Origin of the sequence: Bradyrhizobium sp. NDS-1 (assembly GCF_032918005.1) — a bacterium.
GTDB classification, from domain to species: domain Bacteria; phylum Pseudomonadota; class Alphaproteobacteria; order Rhizobiales; family Xanthobacteraceae; genus Bradyrhizobium; species Bradyrhizobium tunisiense.
The window spans coordinates 1,463,875-1,480,621 of sequence record NZ_CP136628.1 but is presented as its reverse complement, the minus strand read 5'-3'; the positions used below and the strand labels follow the sequence as shown (position 1 = coordinate 1,480,621).

Below are 16,747 nucleotides of genomic sequence, written 5' to 3'. Positions count from 1 at the left end.
GATTGACCCGCACGGCAGCAAGCATGCTATGCGAGCGACGGCCGTCAACTCATCGGAATCGCTCCGGCGAAAAGGACAATCTGTTGGAAACACTCACCTACGTCCTGCTGCTGTTCGGCGCGCTGGCCGGGGGCTTCGTCTCGGGGCTGGCCGGATTTGGCACGGCGCTGATGGCGCTCGGCATCTGGCTCTACGTGCTGCCGCCTTCGCTCGCCGTGCCCCTGGTGCTGATCTGCTCCGTGATCGCGCAGAGTTCGACGCTGCCCTCGATGTGGAAGAGTTTCGATCTCTCGCTGGTGTGGCCGTTCCTGATCGGAGGGCTGATCGGAGTACCGCTGGGCACCACGATGGTCGCCTCCGCCGATCCCAAAGTGTTCAAGCTGAGCGTCGGCGTACTGCTTCTGATCTTTTCGAGCGCGCTGTACCTGAACAAGAAGCCGCTCGCCATCAAGTTCGGCGGCCGCATCGCCGACGGCGCAATCGGCTTCGCCGGCGGCATCCTGGGCGGGCTTGCGGGACTGTCAGGCCCGCTGCCGATCCTGTGGGCCAACATCCGCGGCTGGAACAAGCACGAACGGCGCGGCATCTTCCAGCTCTTCAATTTCACGGTGCTCGCCACCGCACTGGTGTTGCAGACCGCCTCAGGCCTGGTCGAACTGAAAGTTGTCTGGCTCGCGCTGATCGCGTTTCCGGGCACTTTGATCGGCGCATGGGCCGGCGCGCGCGTCTATCACGCGCTGAGCGACAAGCATTTTGGCGATGTCGTGCTCGGCCTCTTGTTCCTGTCGGGCCTCGGTCTCGTCTGGAACAGCTTTGGCGCGCGTTAGCCTTGTGCCTTTCTGGCGAGCGCCATGCCTCCGGCGACACCGACACCGAGCACATAGATCCAGCCCGGCGCGAAGTCGAACAGATGCGTGTTGAACAACGAGGTCAGCATGCTCTGGACCACGACCAGCAGGCCGATCCAAGCGGCCAATCCCTCGCCGCGAAACAGCGACAGGTGCGCAAACCAGAGCGCATAGAGGATCAAGACGCCAACGACGCCCCACTGCACGGCGACGCTGAGGGTCTGATTGTGCGGGTTGCTGACGACCTCCCCGCGCAGTGGATCGGTCTGCGCATCGGCAGCCACGCGTGCGAACAGGCCGCGGACCGAGCCGGTGCCATGTCCGACGAACGGCGCATCGGCGACGAAGCCCAGGGATTTTCGCCAGTACTCGAGACGTGAGCCCATTCCACTGACCCGACCATCCTGCACGCTCATCTCATAGTCCCCGCTGAACTTGGCCACCGTCATGCGCAGATTCGGCGAGACGATCCAGAGCAGCAGCGCCAATAGCGCCACGACGCCCGCGACGAGCAGCGCCGTACGCCGATGCAGGTACAAAAGCGCGAACATCAGGATCAGGATCGGCAAAGTCAGGAGCGCCGTGCGCGAGACCACGACGAAGATCATGTTGGCGAGGAATCCGAACGCGAGCGCCGCAAGCAGCACCGCGATGCCGAGGCGGCGTTGTCGCAGCAGCCCCACGATCGGATAGACCAGCGCGAGCGCACAGAGCGCGAACTCCTGGCTCTGGTCGATATAGTTGCGCACCGCGATCCCGCTTTCGACCTTGTAGGGCCCCCGCGACAGGTAGAGCTTCAGCGAGAGTGCCGGGTCGATGGCAACGGCGAAGGAATAGAGCATCAAGGCCGTGCAGGACAGCAGGAAGGCGGAAAACACCCAATGGCCGCAGGGCCAGCGCTCGAACTGGTAGATCAGGAGCGGAATCACCAGCAGCTTCGTTGCCGGGCCGATCGCGTGGACTCGCTCCGGCCATGGCGCGTCCGACCAGAGCGTTCCGACGGCGGCGAGCGCGACCAGCGCGATCGGCAGCAGGCAGATCGGACGAAGCAGCGACCGCGGAAACTCGCGGAGATCGACGAACGCGAATGCGATCAGCCAGGGTATGAGCGCAAAGATCAGTCCGGTCGTCGTCCACGGCAGCAGCAGCGCGATCAGCGCGACGAAGCGGGCCGGCGTGCGATAGCGCGCCGCCCAGATCGCCGAGAGCCATGACGCTGCCTGCTGTTCGTTCGACACCTCGGTCATCGCGCCCCTTGGCCAGCCCACGGCGCGGCAAATTAGCCGGAGCCGCGGGCTGGTGCCAAGCGCCGCTACGCCGGCGCACGCGCGGGAGGCGTCGCGGAATCAGGCCCCGCCAGTGCCGGAGCGTCCGCCTGCCGAATTGGCGGCAGGCGCTTGCCCAACTCGCGGCGCAGCAGCCACAGGCTCAAGCCCGCCTGGAACGTGGTCGCCGCGATCGACAGATACCAGACGTGCTCCATGCGAAAGCCCGGCCGCGTCGAGAGCCAGATCACCGGCAGCGAGTAGGTGAACACGCGCGTCGCCGAGCTCAAGAGCACCGGCCTGGTATTGCCGAGCCCCTGGAACATGCTCGAGCAGGTGAAGATAAGACCCTGCGCGACCATGTTGAGCGAGATGATCCGCAAGAACAAGAAAGCAACCTCCATCGTTTCCCGGTCGTTGGAGAATCCGGCGAGCAAGAGTTCGGGCTTGAATTGCGCCAGGCACATGAAGCCGATCATCACGACGGTCGTGATCAGCGCTGCCTGCACGAAGGTTTCGCGCACGCGCGCGTCGTTTGCCGCACCGACATTCTGGCCGGCGATCGGCCCGGCCGCGAGCGCGACCGCAAGCGCCGGCATCTGGATCAGGGCGAGGACGCGCTGTCCGATGCCGAATCCAGCCTGCGCCGACGCGCCGAAATCACGCAGCACGTAGTAGACCACCGCCATGAAGATGAACATCATCGCAAACTCGCCGCCGGCCGGCAGGCCGACATTGAGTATCCGCTTCAGATGATGCGCCTGCGGCCGCCACTGCGCCGAGTTGAAGGCGACGTAGCGCTCGACCTTGCGGAAATACGCCAGCAGCGTCACGACGCCGATCGCCACCGCGATCGAGCTTGCCAGCCCGGCTCCGGCAACGCCGAGCGCGTAACCGGTGCCCCAGCCCGAGATCAGCACCGGCGCCAGCGCGATGTTGATCACGACGGCGAGCACCCGCACGAGCATCGCGGGACCCACGCTGCCGGTCGCACGCAGCGCGGACGCCAATACTTGCATGGCGAATTCCAGCGCGAGTGCCGGCATGAACCACAACAGGTAAGTCGTCCCCGCTTCGATCGTGGCCTGGTCGGCGGCAATCGAGCGCATGTAAGGACGCGACAGAGCTGCGCCCATGACCAGGGTCAGCAGACCGAACAGCACCGACAGCGTTATCGCCTGGTTGAAGATCAGGTTCGCATCCGGCCGGTCCTTGCGCCCCACGGCATGTGCGATCAGCGCCACCGTCCCGACGCCGAGCACCTGCAGCAGCGCGTTAATGAGAAAGCCGGCATTGCCGGCCGCGGCAACGCCAGCGACGGCGGCATCGCCCAGGCCCGATACGAAATAGAGGTCGACCAGTTGGCAAAGCATGATCGTGACCATGCCGACCATGATCGGAGGTGCCATGACCAGGATGTGTCTCACGATGGAGCCGTTCGTCAGGTCTTTCATGTCTTCACCCCGGGCGGAGTGGCGGCGGGGCATTCACCCCGCCGTCCCCGCGCCTCATTCCGCCGCCGCGACACGTTCGAGCTCCACCACCTGGCGCTCGAACAGGCCGCGATAGAGGCCTCCTGGCTTGCCTGCGAGCACGGCGTGGGTGCCCTGCTCGACGATCTCGCCGCGGTCGAACACCAGGATCCGATCGAGGCTGCGCACCGTCGACAGCCGGTGCGCGATCACGATCGAGGTACGGCCCTTCATCAACCGCTCCATCGCCTGCTGGATCAGCGCCTCCGATTCCGAATCGAGGCTCGAGGTCGCCTCGTCCAGGATCAGCACCGGCGCGTCCGCCAGGAACGCGCGCGCCAGCGCCACGCGCTGCCGCTCGCCGCCCGACAGTTTCACGCCGCGCTCGCCGACCAGCGTGCCGTAGCCCTTCGGCAGGCGCAGGATGAAGTCGTGCGCGTTGGCCAGCCGCGCGGCGTGCTCGATCGCCTCCGGGCTGGCGCCGGGCCGGCCATAGGCGATGTTCTCGGCGAGCGAGCGGTGAAACAGGATCGGCTCCTGCTGCACGATCGCGATCTGGCTGCGCAACGATTGCTGCGTGGCGTGCGCGATGTCCTGCCCGTCGATCAGCACGCGGCCGCCGCTGACGTCGTAGAGCCGCTGCACCAGCTTGACGAAAGTGGTCTTGCCGGACCCGGAGCGTCCGACGAGACCCACACGTTCGCCGGCCCGGATCGTCACCGACAGGGCGTCGTAGAGCGGCGCGCGATGACCGCCATAGTGGAACGTGACGTCGTCGAAGACGATCTCGCCGCCCTCGATCGCGATCGGCCGCGCGTGGGCCGCATCGGCAATGCCGATGGGCTCGGCATGGATCGCCACCAACTCGTCCATGTCGTTGACCGAGCGCTGGAGGTTGTTGATGTGCATGCCGACGTCACGCAAATAGGCGTGGATGACGTAGTAACTCGTCAGCACGTAGGTGACGTCGCCGGGCGAGGCATGCCCGGACATCCACAGCAGCACCGAGCCGCCGATCACGGCGGCGCGCAGGCACAGCAGCAAGGCAAGCTGCGACATGGACGTGTAATTGTAGCGATACCAGGTCCGCCGCACGCGCACGCGCCAGCGATTGATGACGCGGGCCAGCCGCGTGTCCTCGCGCCCTTCGGCGCCGAACGACTTCACCACGGCGTTGCAGGTCAGCGCGTCCGCCAGCGTGCCGCCGACCTTGGTGTCCCATGCATTGGAGATTCGTGCGGCCGGCGCGATGTAACGCGTCGAGAACACGACCGTGATGGCGACGTAGATGATCGCCCCGATCGCGATCACGAGGCCAAGCGGGGCCCAGTGCACGCCGATCAGGATCATCGAGCCGACCAGCACCAGCAGCGAGGGCGCCAGCGCCATCAGGATGGTGTCGTTGAGCAGGTCGAGCGCCCACATGCCGCGGGTGATCTTGCGCACCGTGGAGCCTGCAAAGGAGTTCGCGTGCCAGTCGGTGGAGAAGCGCTGCACGCGCGTGAACGTGTCCTGCGCGACCTCGGACATGATCTTCAGCGTGAACGGCACGATCGCCTGAAGGCCGATGAGCCGCAGCACCATCGAGACGGCGCCGAGCGCCACGATGGCGCCGAATGCCGTGAGCGCCGCGTGGCGCGCGTCGGAATCGGACGGGCCGCGCGTCAGCGCATCGACCAGATGTCCCGAGAAGACCGGCATGAACAGGTCGGCGACGGTCGCACCCAGCAGGCCGCCGGCCACGACGAGCCCGCGCCCGGGCTGCTTCAGCCAGTGCCGGAATACGAAGGGCAGCACCACGCGAATTGCGGCGGGCTTGTTGGACAGAGTGGTCATGACATCATCCGGCCGCTCGCGCGGGCCGGCTCCATCGATGGACGCGGGCCGGCCGCGATGGCCGAAACGGCGTCACTCAGAACTGACTTTGACTTGGGAAGCGGGGCGATCGGGACGCCTGGTCGAAACCTTGGCCCAATCGAAGCTGGCGGAAGAGGCCTCTAACAGGCCGCGTACATACCGAGCCAGAACATCATCGAGCGCGGGCGTACGATCTGCGAATGCGACGAAATCATGCAAATCCCTCCCGGTTCGATTGAATGAGGTGCGCTTTATAGATGCGTCGCTCGCGCTTTGCAACGGGGCTCGCGCGAGATCACGCACGAGTGTTGCAAATCGGTGCCTCCGCCTCGATCGACGACCTGCGCAAGCGACGTCAGCGGGAGCGTAGCGCTAGTGCGCGTCGCCACCAGCACCGAACGGCGACGGCGGCCTGTTCAGCAGCAGCACCAGGAAGCTGAGAGCGAGATAGAACACCGCCAGGATGAAGAAGGCATCGCCAAAGCTCATCACCACGGCCTGGCGATGAACCAGCTGGGAAAGCTGCTTCATGGCCATCAGCGTGGAATCGCCAAGCCCCTGGAACTTCTGCATGAACATGTTCAGGGTTTCGGTCGCGGTCGCGTTACCCCAGGTCACGCGCTCCTGCAGGCGGCTGATGTGGAGGTCGGTGCGGTCGTTGAGCACGGTGTTGATGACGGCAAGGCCGAGCGCGCCGCCGAGATTGCGCATCAGGTTGAACACGCCGCTCGCGTTCTTCACCTTGTCAGGCGCCAGCGTGCCGAGTGCGACGTTGTTGGTTGGGACCATCGCGAACATCATGCCGACGCCACGCAGGATCTGCGGCACCAGCAGTTCATAGAAATCATAGTCCCGCGTCATCCAGGTCATCTGGTAGGAGCCGAGCGCGAACACGACGAGGCCGAATGCGATCATGTAGCGCATGTCGACTTTCGCCATGAGCCGGCCGACCAGCGGCGCGACCAGGAACATGGTGATGCCGGAGACGAACATGGTATCGCCGATCATCAGCGCGCTGTAGCCGCGCACTTCGGCGAGATAGCGCGGATAGATGTAGGTCAGGCCATAGAGCCCGATACCGATGCAGAACTGCAAAGTGCAGCCGACGGCAAAATTGCGGTCGGAGAAGGTGCGCAAATTGACGATCGGCTCGGCCGCCGTGAAGACGCGCCAGAAGAACGCGATCGCCGAGATGACGCAGATCCACGCGCAGATCGCAACGGAGGTGTCCTGCATCCATTCATGCAGCGGACCCTCCTCCAGCACATATTCCAGCGTGCCGAGGAAGCCGGCCATGAACAACAGGCCCCACCAGTCGAAACGGTCGAGCAATTCGAAATGCGGCTCGTCGAAATCGACCAGCGCCAGAACGCCCAGGGTGATGCCGATGCCGGGCAGCACGTTGATGAAGAACAGCCAGTGCCACGACATCAGGTCAGTGATGTAGCCGCCGACGGTCGGGCCGATCGTGGGCGCCAGGGTCGCGACCAGCCCGATGATGGGGCCGACGATGTGGAATTTCGTTCGCGGGAAGACGGTATAGGCCGAGGCGAAGACCGTCGGGATCATGCCGGCGCCGAGAAAACCTTGCAGCGCGCGCCAGAGGATCATCTCTTCGATGGTCGTGGCAAAGCCGCAGAGCAGGCTCGAGGCGGTGAAGCCGGCCGCCGAGATCGCGAACAACAGCCGCGTGCCGAAGGCGCGCGACAGGAATCCCGACAGCGGGATCGCGATCACTTCGGCGATCAGATAGGCCGTCTGGACCCAGGCCACTTCGCTGGAGCTCGCCGACAGGCCGGCCTGGATTTCGCTCAAGGAGGCCGAGACGATCTGGATGTCCAGGATCGACATGAACATCCCGAACACCATGATGATGAACGCGAACAGCCGCTTCGGCGCGATGCGCTCCGAAGCGGGATCCGCCATCATGCCGGGTGACGCCGTGGTGGCGTTGGCCATGTGTCAGCCCGGGCTCGAGGAAGCCGCGGGGGCGATGCACCTCTCCCGCTTGCGGGAGAGGGAGCGCACCTGCGCTCGGAGCATGAAGGTGGAAGGCCTCATCCCTGGCCAATCCTACTGCGGATGGACCGGGGTGGGATCGTCGAGGTCGACCTCGCTGTCGGCGTCGGCCGCGCCCTTGTTGGTGTCCACGGTGGCGTAGACCGACATGCCGGCACGAAGCAGGTTCTGCTTCGCCACCGATTTCGGCACGCGGATGCGGACCGGCACGCGCTGCACGATCTTGGTGAAATTGCCGGTGGCATTGTCGGGCGGCAGCAGCGTGAACACCGAACCCGCGCCCGCGGCGATGCTGTCGACGATACCGGAGAACTTGCGCATGCCGTAGGCATCGACCTTGATCGTCACCGGCTGGCCGGGACGGATACGCTTGAGCTGGGTTTCCTTGAAATTGGCGTCAATATAGACGTCGTCGAGCGGCACGACGTTGCCGAGGCGCTGGCCGACCGCGACAAAGTCGCCGGTGTTGACCAGGCGATTGGAGAACGTACCGTTGACCGGCGCACGCACCGCGGTGAAGGCCAGGTCGCGCTCGGCCTTGGCCAGCGTGGTCTTGAGCTCGGCGAGCTGGGCCTGCGCTTCGGCCTGCTGCGCCTTCGCCACGTCGACGTTGCTCACGGCGACCTCATAGGCGGCCTGTGCGGCCTTGACCGCGGCGGCGCCCTGGTCGCGTCCGGCTTCCGAGCTCTCGAACACGGCACGCGAGGCAAAGCCCTTGGTGCTCAGCGCCTGCTGCCGCTCGTAATCGAGATCGGCCCGCTTGAGCCCCGCCTCGGCCGAGACCAGCTGTGCCTTTGCCTGCGCAACCTGGCTGTCGAGCGCGGCAACCTGGCGGCCGATGCGATCGATGGTGGCCTGCTGGGTCGCGATTCTGGTCGCGGCGGCGTCGACCGCGATCCTGTAATCACCTTCGTCGATGCGGAGGACGATGTCGCCGGCTTTCACCGGCGTGTTGTCGCCGGCGAGGATCGAGGAGATGTGGCCCGCAACGCGCGCGCCCAGCATGGTGTTGTTGGCGCGGACATAGGCGTCATCGGTTGAGATGTAGAAGCGGCCGACCAGCGTGTAATAGCCGGCATAGCTCGCGGCGGCGAGCGCGAGCACCAGACCGACGCCCATCAGGACGAATTTGCGCTTGCCGGATTTGGGAGCGCCGGCGGCTTCTGCGTCGGGCGCAGGTGCGGACGGCTTGTCGGTCGCGGGCTTCTCCGGCGCCTCGGCGACGCGGCGCTTGGCTTCCTCGGACACATGCGCGCGCAGAGGTGCTGAGCTCTCGATCGCAGCGTCACCGCCCGCGTGCTCCTTCCCCTCTTCCGGGCGAAGGACGCGCGCGGCCTGGTCTCTCGATACGGCCATAAAGGCCTCCCCCAAAAAGGCGATCAAGGAGACGGCAGGCGTGCGGCCTTCCCCACCCATGATCAAATATCATTGACCGAACGGTTCGGTCAATATTACATCACATCATGATCCCGGCCGGTATCCTACGGACGGGACTCTTTTATCCGAGTTTCATGGTCACCACTCAACGTAAAAACCTTGCGAGACCCTAAACCAATGGTTGCAGCTGCCAGCGAACATCTGCAGGTCGTCCAGGAGGAGGACAACGCCAAACGCCGCCAGATCCTCGACGGGGCTCGCAAGGTGTTCATGGATCTCGGCTTTGACGGCGCCAGCATGGGCGAGATCGCGCGCGCGGCGCAGGTCTCCAAGGGCACGCTCTACGTCTACTTCGCCGACAAAGGCGCGCTGTTCGAGGCCATCCTGGAGCAGGAGGCGCTCCAGCACGGCCAGGTCGTGTTCAATTTCGATCCTGCCCGTGATGCCGAGACCACGCTGAAGGAGTTCGGCCGGGCCTACATCCACCTGCTCTGCCGGCCCGGCGGCGGATCGGCGATCCGCACCGTGATGGCGATCGCCGAGCGCATGCCCGATGTCGGCCGCCGCTATTATACGCGGGTGCTGCACAAGAGCATCAACCTCCTCTCCGACTATCTCAAGACGCGTGTCGCCTGCGGCGATCTCGGGATTGACGATTGCGATCTTGCGGCGTCGCAGTTCATGGAACTGTGCAAGGCTTCACTCTTCCTGCCTTTCGTCTTCCAGGCCGCCCCAGCACCGTCGGAAGAGCGCATGACCGAAGTCATCGACAGCGCGACGCGGATGTTCCTGGCGGCGTATAAGGCGAAGTAGCGGCAGGCAGTCCGCGCGTTGCGCGGGCCTGACTGGCTGCCCTATATTGCGCTCATGTCTCGTGATCTTCGCCCGCCAGTCGATATCCTCCATTATGAGATCGTCCAGGAACAGGTCTCGGCGCTTGGACGGATGGGCCGCACACTCGAACAGGCGCTGGCGCGTTTGCGCGAGTTCGACGCCGCCCACGCGTCCGCGGAAGTGCCGGCATCGCAGCAGCCGGCCAGGCGCAGACTGGTGATGGAAGCCGGCCAGGCACTCTGGATGTTGGTCGTGCAACGCGAGGCATCGGGCCTGCGTGACAGCCGCCACATCATGCGCACCTACGACGTCCCGGGCGAGGTGCAGCTCTGCATGGGGCCGGGTCCCGCACCGTCGAAGCGAGGCTCGTCATGACGCCGGCAGCGGGCGCTACTCGGTCACCTGTTTCCTCAACGCCGCGAGATCATTGACGACCATCTTGGTCGGACCGGTCGAGATGATGCCGTCGTCCTGGAGACGATTGAGGATCAGGCTGATCGACTGGCGCGTCGCGCCGATCATGCGCGCGAGATTGGCCTGCGTGATGCGGCCGAGCGAAATCGAGCCGCCTTCGTCCTGCGCCGCATTCTCGGACAGCTTTACCAGCAGCAGCACCAGCCGTTCCGCCGCCTTCTGCCCCGCCAGCGTCTGCGCCAGCATCGAATAGGTCTCGCCCTTGAAGCCGAGACACTCGATCAGCGCGACGGCGAACGAGGGCGACTGCGCGATCAGCCGGCGGATCGCATCCTGGTCGAGATGCAGCGCCTCGACCCGTCCGAGCGCGCGCGCCGACCAGCTATGCCGGTGATCGCCGAGAATGTAGGGGGCGCCGACGAAGTCACCGGCCTCCCAGGTCGCCAGCATCAGCTCACGCCCCTGCGTACCGGCATGAGTGCTTTCGACGATCCCGCTCAGAATGACGTGGATGCCGTTGGCGGGCTCACCTTCCCGCAGCAGATATTCGCGGTTCTGGTAGGTCGCCAACCTGCCGGTCCGCATCACAAGATCCAGATCGGGCTTGTCCAGGGCGTTCAACACGTATCGTCCGGTCCCCGCCCTTCGCACCTCTGCGCACGGCTCACCTGGATTGGCCACCTCGTGCGCATGACCGCGCCCCACGATCAGTCTCCCTTCGAGTGACGGCTCGAAGGCTAGGAGGTCTCCGGTCGGATTGCAACGCGGCGCAAATGCTCAACGCACCGCCGCCGACGCGAGCCCGCCGGCACGGGCCCTCAGCGGCCGATCACCTTCTCGATATAGGCCGGCTGGATGAAGGCCTCGAAGTCGGCACGCGGCAGCAACTTCGGCAGGCGCTCCTGCTTCACCAGAAAGTCGGCGGTCGCAACCAGCGTGTCGACGAATTTGCCCTTCTTCGCGCTCGTGCCGAAATACTCCTCGGTGAGCTGCTGGTTGCACGGGACCATGCCGGTGCCCTTCATCATCCGCGTCGCGTCGGCCAGCGGCAGCGACAGCTCCTCCGCAATGATTTCGGCCGTCTTCTCCGGATTCTTCAGCCAGAAGTCGATTCCCTCGCACTCGGCCTTGATGAACTTTTCGACGTAGGATGGATATTTCTGCGCGAATGCGTTCATGACGACGCCGATGTCCCAGGTCGGATAGCCGCGCTTGGTCATATCGCCCGACGTGATGAGGATCTTGCCGCCGTTCTTCACGGCCTTGTCGAGGTTCGGCTCCCAGAACCAGGCGGCGTCGATGTCGCCGCGCAGCCAGGCGGCCGCGATGTCGGAGGGCGCGAGATCGATGATCTTCATCGAGGCGGGATCGACGCCTTCGTCCTTCAGCGCCTGAAGCAGCAGGTAATGTGTCGTCGAGCCGAAGGGGGCAGCCACGGTCTTGCCCTTCAGGTCCTTGAGCGAGGAGATGTTCTTGTCGCTGCGAACCACCATCGACTCGACATAGTCGAGCAGATTGATCACCAGGATGCCTTTGATCGGAAGCGCGCGGGTCGCGCCGATCGCGGTCGGCGGATTGCCGAGACCGCCGAAGTCGACGTCATTGCCTGCGATCGCGCGCAGCATGTCGCCGCCGCCTCCGACCTTGACGTATTTGATCTCGACGCCCGGCATCTCCTTGGCGAGCAGGCCGAGATGCTTGGTGACGAGTTGTGCGTTCACCAGATTCAGATAGCCGACGGTCACCTTGGCCGGCTTGTCCTCGGCACGAGCGGTAGCCGTGAGCACCAACGTAGCAAGTGCGAGCGTGGCAACAAGTCTCTTCATCATGTCGATCTCTCCTCGATCAGGACTGGTTTCGGGCCCACGGCATCAACAGTCTGGCCATTCCGCGCATCATCAGGTCGAGCGCCACGCCGGTCAGGCCAAGCACGATCAGGCCCATGATCACGACGTCGGACAGCAGGAATTTTGCAGCATCCCAGATCATCCAGCCGATGCCTGCGGAGGCCGCGACGATCTCGGCGGCGACGAGAACGGTGTAGGTGAATCCGAGCGAGATGCGCATGCCGGCGAGGATCAAGGGGCCCGCCGCAGGTAGATAGACGTGGAACAGCAGATGGCGCCGGGTCGCGCCGAGGGATTGCGCGGCCCGCACAAAGACGGGATCGACGCTGGTAACGGCCTGGATCGTAGAGATCACGATGCCCGGCAAGCCGGCGAGGAACAGCAACGACAGCTTCGAGCTCTCGCCGATGCCGAGCCACATCACCAGAAGCGTGTAGAGCCCGAGGGGCGGCAGCGGCCGGTAGAATTCGATCAGGGGATTGAGCAGCGCGCGTGCATTGCGCGAGACCCCCATGAGGACGCCGAGCGGGATGCCGATGAGGCACGCCAGTGCGAAGGCCGTGAGGATGCGGGAGAGGCTCGCGCCGAGATGCTGGTACAGCGTCGCGCCCTGATAACCCTTCGTCATGGTCTTGACGAACGCGGCCCAGACCGCCTGCGGCTTCGGCAGGAACAGCTCGTTGGCCCAGCCCACCCCCGTGACGATGGCCCAGGCGGCCAACAGCACGGCGACGGTGAGCGTCGAGAGCAGCACCGATCGCGAGACGGTTGGCAGCCGCAAACTGCCCCGCCGCGTACGATCGGCCGAGATCGGAATGGCCATGGGACCTGCCTCGACACTCACGTGCGCACTCCCAAGATCTGCATGATGGTCAGCGCGTAGATCCGCGTCGCCATCACCGATTTGGTGATCGAGATGTTCTCGTTGTCGACGGCCCAGCCGTCCTCACCCGGACCGAATGTCACCGCGTTGATGCCGGCTTCGCGGAAGCGGATGGTGTCGTTGAAGGCATTCTTGCGATTGACCCCGGGCTCGCGGCCCATCAGGCGTCGATAGACCGCGCGAAGCGAGCGGCATGGCTCTTCCTCGACCGGCACGGGCTCGGTCGCGTTGACGAACAGCGAGCCGGGCACCTGGCGCACTGCGACCTTGACGTCGTTGGCGCCTGCAAAGGTCGCCTGCCCGAGACGCTCGATGTCGGACACCACGCTGGCGAGCGTCATGCCCGGCACGATGCCGACCACCGCGAGCGTGATGGTGCAGGCATCCGGCGAGAACTGCATCTCGCCGGGAAGTCCGCCACGGATACGTACCACCGAGCAGCACGGCGGCGTATGCCCCATGAACTTGCTGGGCACATGCGTGAACGCCATCTCCTCCAGCCTCGGCAGCAGCTTCGCCGCCTCCATGATGGCGTTGACGCTGATGTCGGGCCGCCAGATGTGCGACTTGATGCCCTGGACCGTGACCTCGATCAGGCAATGGCCGGAATTGGCCACCGAGAGGTTCATGCCCCATTCTTTACTAACATCGCCCCACGCGGTCGGCTCGGCCGTGATCTCGTAGTCGGCAGTAAGGCCGACCTTGTTGAGCATGTAGATCGAGCCCTCGGTGCCGTTGCGCTCCTCGTCGACGGTGTAGCAGCACATCAAGGTGCCATCAAACTTCACGCCCTCTTCGATCAGGGCCTGCACCGCGAGCAGCGATGCCGCAAGATTGCCGCGCGTGTCGGAGGTGCCGCGGGCATACAGCAGATCGCCATGGCGCGTCGCCTTGAACGGATCGAAATCCGTCATGTGCCATTTCTCGGGCTCGACCACCGGATAGGTGTCGAGATGATCGTTGAGGATCAGCGACGGCGCGCCTTCCCGCCCTTTCAGCACGCCGAGCACGTTGGGCCGGTGCGGCTGCGCACTGTGCTTGGTGACCTCCATGCCGAGGGCTTCGAGCTTGCCCGCGACCAGCATCGAGATCGCCTCCTCCTCGGCGGCCGGCAAATCGGGATCGAGCGGATTACCGGAACGCGGCTGACCGGTGCGGATCAATTCGGATGCAAGGTCGAGCCAGCGTTCCTCCGTGATGCGCGACAGCACGCGCTGCTCGAGATCGGAGATAGGCGGGGCGACAGACATCTGCATGACGGGTTCCGTTGGCTCACAGCGCCGGCCGCGCCGCTTCGTTGCAGCACCCTCATTGCAGCGAATGTGCCAATCGCCAGGACAGCCCGCCTGGATGCGAATATTGATTGCTATTCAATGATTTGGAGAAGAATCGCGACTGCGCAAATTTTTGCGCGTCAGCTGCGCTTTGCCGAAGACGCAGCGCCGGCTGGACAGACCAGCCGCAGCGCGTGGAAGCCGCTTCCGATCCGGCGCACGCGCCTATTCGTTGGCGTAGTCGTCTTCCTCGCGCTTCTGAGCGGCACTCTTGCGTGCACCGAGCGAGCCTGTGACGGAGGGATCGCGCGCGTTGGCATAGGGGCTGCGCGATTTCGCGCGCGAGGCGACCTCGTCACCGGAGACGGCGGCCGGCTGGCAGATCAGGCGGCGGCTGGCGCGGCGCATCAGATCGACGTGGATGTGATCGTAGTGATAGACGTTCGACCCCGGCGCGAGCACCGTGGTGAAATGCGCGCAGGCACCCGCCTGCACGTCGCGCAAAAATCCCTGCTCTTCCGGCATGCCGCGCCAGCCGTCCTTCACGGTGACACGGCGACCATCGGCGAGCACGAAGGCCGAGATGTCGAGCGCATTGCCGAAGGCGTGCTCGGAGATGTGGGAGCGCGAGTTGCCGTTCATGCCGCGGCAGGAATAAGCGGAGATCTGCTTGATCTCGGCGACGCGGACGCCGAACCAGCGCATGGCCGAAGGCTGCACCGTGTCGGCGAGCCAGCGGTCGAGCTCGGACACGATCGGGCAGGCCAGCGTCGCCGTCGGCTTGATCGCAACGGGACCGACCGCGGTGACGGGATTGCCCTGCGCCGGGCCAAAGCGCGGCAGCGGCTGCTGTGCGGGCGCCTGCGAGTAAGGCGCGGGATTTGCCGGCCGTGCAGGATAGCTCGGCGCATTCATGTAGCGGGAGGCCCCCGCGGCATCGGTGCCCTCGGGCGGCAGATCGATCTCGTCTTCCTCCGGCACGACGCCGGGCGCGTTCAGCGACATCGGCCCGTTTGAGGTGCCGTAGCCGGACGGCTGGCGCACCGCGCTTTCGGGATAGTTCGACCGCGACGGATAAGAGGATGACGGATAATTCTGGCTCTGCGGATAGTTCGATCGCGGCTGCGTCACCGGCCAGCGCGGCTGGTTGCCGATGCTGCCGGGCGGGCGCAGTTGCTCGTCGGCAAAACCGTAAGTGCCGGAAGCTTCGCCGATGGCGGCGACCTTGAGCGGGAATTCGGCGCCGCACTGACCAGGGCCCGAAATGGGGTCGATCCGGACGAGATCCGGCCCCTCCTTCACCACGCCCGATTTCAGGCAAGCGGCTTCCGCCTCGGCCCGCCACGGTTCGCGTTCGGCCTGGAAGAAGCCGCGTCCGCAACCCGCTAGCGAAACAAGGACGATGGAGCCGACGAGATACAAACGAACTCCGCGCGTCATGAACGCACGTTCGGTGAATTTACTTAAAGACTCTTCAACACGTTGATTTCACGGTTCTTTAACCATGCCGGCTGGCGCGCGCCGAAGCCTCGTCAGAACCGAGCGACAGCAAGGCTGACTTTTTCAGACAGACACTTTCTGTTAACCATGAGATCGCGCGTCAGCCAGCGCGCATTGAGGGAGGGACCTCATGACGTTCGCCGGGAGACTGAGCGTTGTCACCGCGTACCTCGCCATGGCCTTCGTCGGCGCCATCGTGCTCGGCATGATCTAGACTCATCGAGCGCGTCGAAGACGGGCCATCGCAACGAGCTACGACCTTGCGCCCCACTGCCGCGATGTCGTGACCAGTTGCTCGCGCGGCGCCTCGACCCGCCTCCAGTCGTTGCCCGAGCACCAGAAGCGGCCGATCGCGCAGGCCTCGACATGAAGTGTGCCGGAGCTCTTCAGCGTCATCGTTCCGAAATAGGTGCTGCCGCTGGAACGACTGTAGATGCTGCCGGTCCAGACGTCGTGCGTTTTCGGCTTCATGTTGACGAGCACGCTCTCACCCCTGTTCGACGCCTTGGTGAGCGCGAAACCGCACAATGCAGGTCCACAGCGTTCGATCCGGACCGTGCCCTTGGCACCCGGGCTTTCCCATTCGCCGAGCGGCGAAGAGGCCGGCGCGTCGTCGCTGCGCTGTGCGACCGGTGCCGTCTGCTCGATCTCGGGCCTCGGCGCAACGACCGGCGGCTCCATGCGCGGCGGATCGAGCGCAATAGTCTTCGGCGGATCGACGCGGGGCAACTCGATCCGCGGCGGCGCCGCGGGCGGCGGCACAACCGGCTGCGACGTCGTCGCGGCAAGAACGGGGGCTGGAGCTGCCGGCGGTGCCGCGACGACGGCCGCCTGTGGCAGCCGGACGGGAGGAATTGGATAGGCCGGCTGCGGGGCCTGGACGACCGGCGCGGACGCCGGCGCCGGAAGGGGCCTGGTGGCGACATCCTCCGTCGGCCGAAGGCTGCGATTGGAGGAAATTGAAACGCAGGACGCGGATCGGCAACTCCTGGGCGACTCGACGCGGAGGCGGTGGCCGCCGATCGAGAAGGAATAAGAGCCGGCCTCGGCCGCGGGCACGACCGCCATCAACGCGATCAATGTACCAAGCGAAGTCGCAAGCCGGGTCATCGGCGCCTCCTGTCGTGTCGCGGCAAGTTAGACGGAATGAGCCCCGG

Annotated in this window: 14 protein-coding genes; 3 read left to right on the top strand and 11 right to left on the bottom strand. The window is 65.1% G+C overall.

What is annotated here, in order from left to right:
- The first annotated feature begins 83 nt into the window (after positions 1–83).
- The gene (locus RX330_RS07050) at positions 84–827 is read left to right on the top strand and encodes a sulfite exporter TauE/SafE family protein (RefSeq protein WP_212080597.1); all 744 of its coding nucleotides are present in this window, start codon (positions 84–86) and stop codon (positions 825–827) included.
- Here RX330_RS07050 and RX330_RS07045 read toward each other — a convergent pair.
- From RX330_RS07045 to RX330_RS07025, 5 genes are all read right to left on the bottom strand, one after another.
- Positions 824–2,095 carry an O-antigen ligase family protein gene (locus RX330_RS07045; protein ID WP_212080596.1) on the bottom strand — a complete coding sequence of 424 codons (1,272 nt, stop codon included), beginning with the start codon at positions 2,093–2,095 and terminating at the stop codon, positions 824–826. The genes RX330_RS07050 and RX330_RS07045 overlap by 4 nt on opposite strands.
- 65 nt (positions 2,096–2,160) lie before the next feature.
- On the bottom strand, positions 2,161–3,567 hold the full coding sequence (locus RX330_RS07040) for an MATE family efflux transporter (RefSeq protein WP_212080595.1): 1,407 nt from the start codon (positions 3,565–3,567) through the stop codon (positions 2,161–2,163).
- 54 nt (positions 3,568–3,621) lie between these two features.
- Positions 3,622–5,421, bottom strand: a complete 1,800-nt coding sequence (locus RX330_RS07035; RefSeq protein WP_317242524.1) for an ABC transporter ATP-binding protein — start codon at positions 5,419–5,421, stop codon at positions 3,622–3,624.
- A 393-nt stretch (positions 5,422–5,814) separates the two neighbouring features.
- Positions 5,815–7,401 carry a DHA2 family efflux MFS transporter permease subunit gene (locus RX330_RS07030; RefSeq protein WP_317242523.1) on the bottom strand — a complete coding sequence of 529 codons (1,587 nt, stop codon included), beginning with the start codon at positions 7,399–7,401 and terminating at the stop codon, positions 5,815–5,817.
- Positions 7,402–7,515: 114 nt separating this feature from the next.
- Positions 7,516–8,817: an HlyD family secretion protein gene (locus tag RX330_RS07025; RefSeq protein ID WP_317242522.1), complete on the bottom strand. Its 1,302-nt coding sequence runs from the start codon at positions 8,815–8,817 to the stop codon at positions 7,516–7,518.
- Between the two features lie 198 nt (positions 8,818–9,015).
- Between RX330_RS07025 and RX330_RS07020 the strand changes: the two genes are divergently transcribed.
- Positions 9,016–9,651, top strand: coding sequence for a TetR/AcrR family transcriptional regulator (locus tag RX330_RS07020; RefSeq protein WP_317242521.1), 636 nt, complete (start codon positions 9,016–9,018; stop codon positions 9,649–9,651).
- A 54-nt stretch (positions 9,652–9,705) separates the two neighbouring features.
- Positions 9,706–10,047: a hypothetical protein gene (locus tag RX330_RS07015; protein WP_317242520.1), complete on the top strand. Its 342-nt coding sequence runs from the start codon at positions 9,706–9,708 to the stop codon at positions 10,045–10,047.
- 15 nt (positions 10,048–10,062) lie between these two features.
- On the opposite strand, the gene RX330_RS07010 is transcribed toward RX330_RS07015, so the two are convergent.
- The 6 genes from RX330_RS07010 to RX330_RS06985 form a co-directional block, all read right to left on the bottom strand.
- Positions 10,063–10,710 (bottom strand): Crp/Fnr family transcriptional regulator, encoded by a 648-nt coding sequence (locus tag RX330_RS07010; protein ID WP_317242519.1) that lies wholly within the window; start codon positions 10,708–10,710, stop codon positions 10,063–10,065.
- 194 nt (positions 10,711–10,904) lie between these two features.
- Positions 10,905–11,915 (bottom strand): ABC transporter substrate-binding protein, encoded by a 1,011-nt coding sequence (locus RX330_RS07005; RefSeq protein WP_212080588.1) that lies wholly within the window; start codon positions 11,913–11,915, stop codon positions 10,905–10,907.
- Between the two features lie 16 nt (positions 11,916–11,931).
- Complete coding sequence (locus tag RX330_RS07000; RefSeq protein ID WP_317242518.1) at positions 11,932–12,777, bottom strand: ABC transporter permease subunit; 846 nt, start codon at positions 12,775–12,777, stop codon at positions 11,932–11,934.
- Positions 12,774–14,072, bottom strand: a complete 1,299-nt coding sequence (locus RX330_RS06995; RefSeq protein ID WP_317242517.1) for a M20 family metallopeptidase — start codon at positions 14,070–14,072, stop codon at positions 12,774–12,776. The genes RX330_RS07000 and RX330_RS06995 overlap by 4 nt, the downstream gene beginning before the upstream one ends.
- Positions 14,073–14,315: 243 nt before the next feature.
- Positions 14,316–15,530 (bottom strand): extensin family protein, encoded by a 1,215-nt coding sequence (locus tag RX330_RS06990; RefSeq protein ID WP_317242516.1) that lies wholly within the window; start codon positions 15,528–15,530, stop codon positions 14,316–14,318.
- Positions 15,531–15,842: 312 nt separating this feature from the next.
- Positions 15,843–16,700 (bottom strand): DUF2147 domain-containing protein, encoded by an 858-nt coding sequence (locus RX330_RS06985; protein ID WP_317242515.1) that lies wholly within the window; start codon positions 16,698–16,700, stop codon positions 15,843–15,845.
- Between the last annotated feature and the right edge of the window lie 47 nt (positions 16,701–16,747).

Coding starts and splice junctions, on each gene's coding strand:
- RX330_RS07045 (WP_212080596.1), bottom strand. CDS start 2,095: ATGACCGAGGTGTCGAACGAACAGCAGGCAGCGTCATGGCTCTCGGCG.
- RX330_RS07040 (WP_212080595.1), bottom strand. CDS start 3,567: ATGAAAGACCTGACGAACGGCTCCATCGTGAGACACATCCTGGTCATG.
- RX330_RS07035 (WP_317242524.1), bottom strand. CDS start 5,421: ATGACCACTCTGTCCAACAAGCCCGCCGCAATTCGCGTGGTGCTGCCC.
- RX330_RS07030 (WP_317242523.1), bottom strand. CDS start 7,401: ATGGCCAACGCCACCACGGCGTCACCCGGCATGATGGCGGATCCCGCT.
- RX330_RS07025 (WP_317242522.1), bottom strand. CDS start 8,817: ATGGCCGTATCGAGAGACCAGGCCGCGCGCGTCCTTCGCCCGGAAGAG.
- RX330_RS07020 (WP_317242521.1), top strand. CDS start 9,016: ATGGTTGCAGCTGCCAGCGAACATCTGCAGGTCGTCCAGGAGGAGGAC.
- RX330_RS07015 (WP_317242520.1), top strand. CDS start 9,706: ATGTCTCGTGATCTTCGCCCGCCAGTCGATATCCTCCATTATGAGATC.
- RX330_RS07005 (WP_212080588.1), bottom strand. CDS start 11,915: ATGATGAAGAGACTTGTTGCCACGCTCGCACTTGCTACGTTGGTGCTC.
- RX330_RS06995 (WP_317242517.1), bottom strand. CDS start 14,072: ATGCAGATGTCTGTCGCCCCGCCTATCTCCGATCTCGAGCAGCGCGTG.
- RX330_RS06990 (WP_317242516.1), bottom strand. CDS start 15,530: ATGACGCGCGGAGTTCGTTTGTATCTCGTCGGCTCCATCGTCCTTGTT.
- RX330_RS06985 (WP_317242515.1), bottom strand. CDS start 16,700: ATGACCCGGCTTGCGACTTCGCTTGGTACATTGATCGCGTTGATGGCG.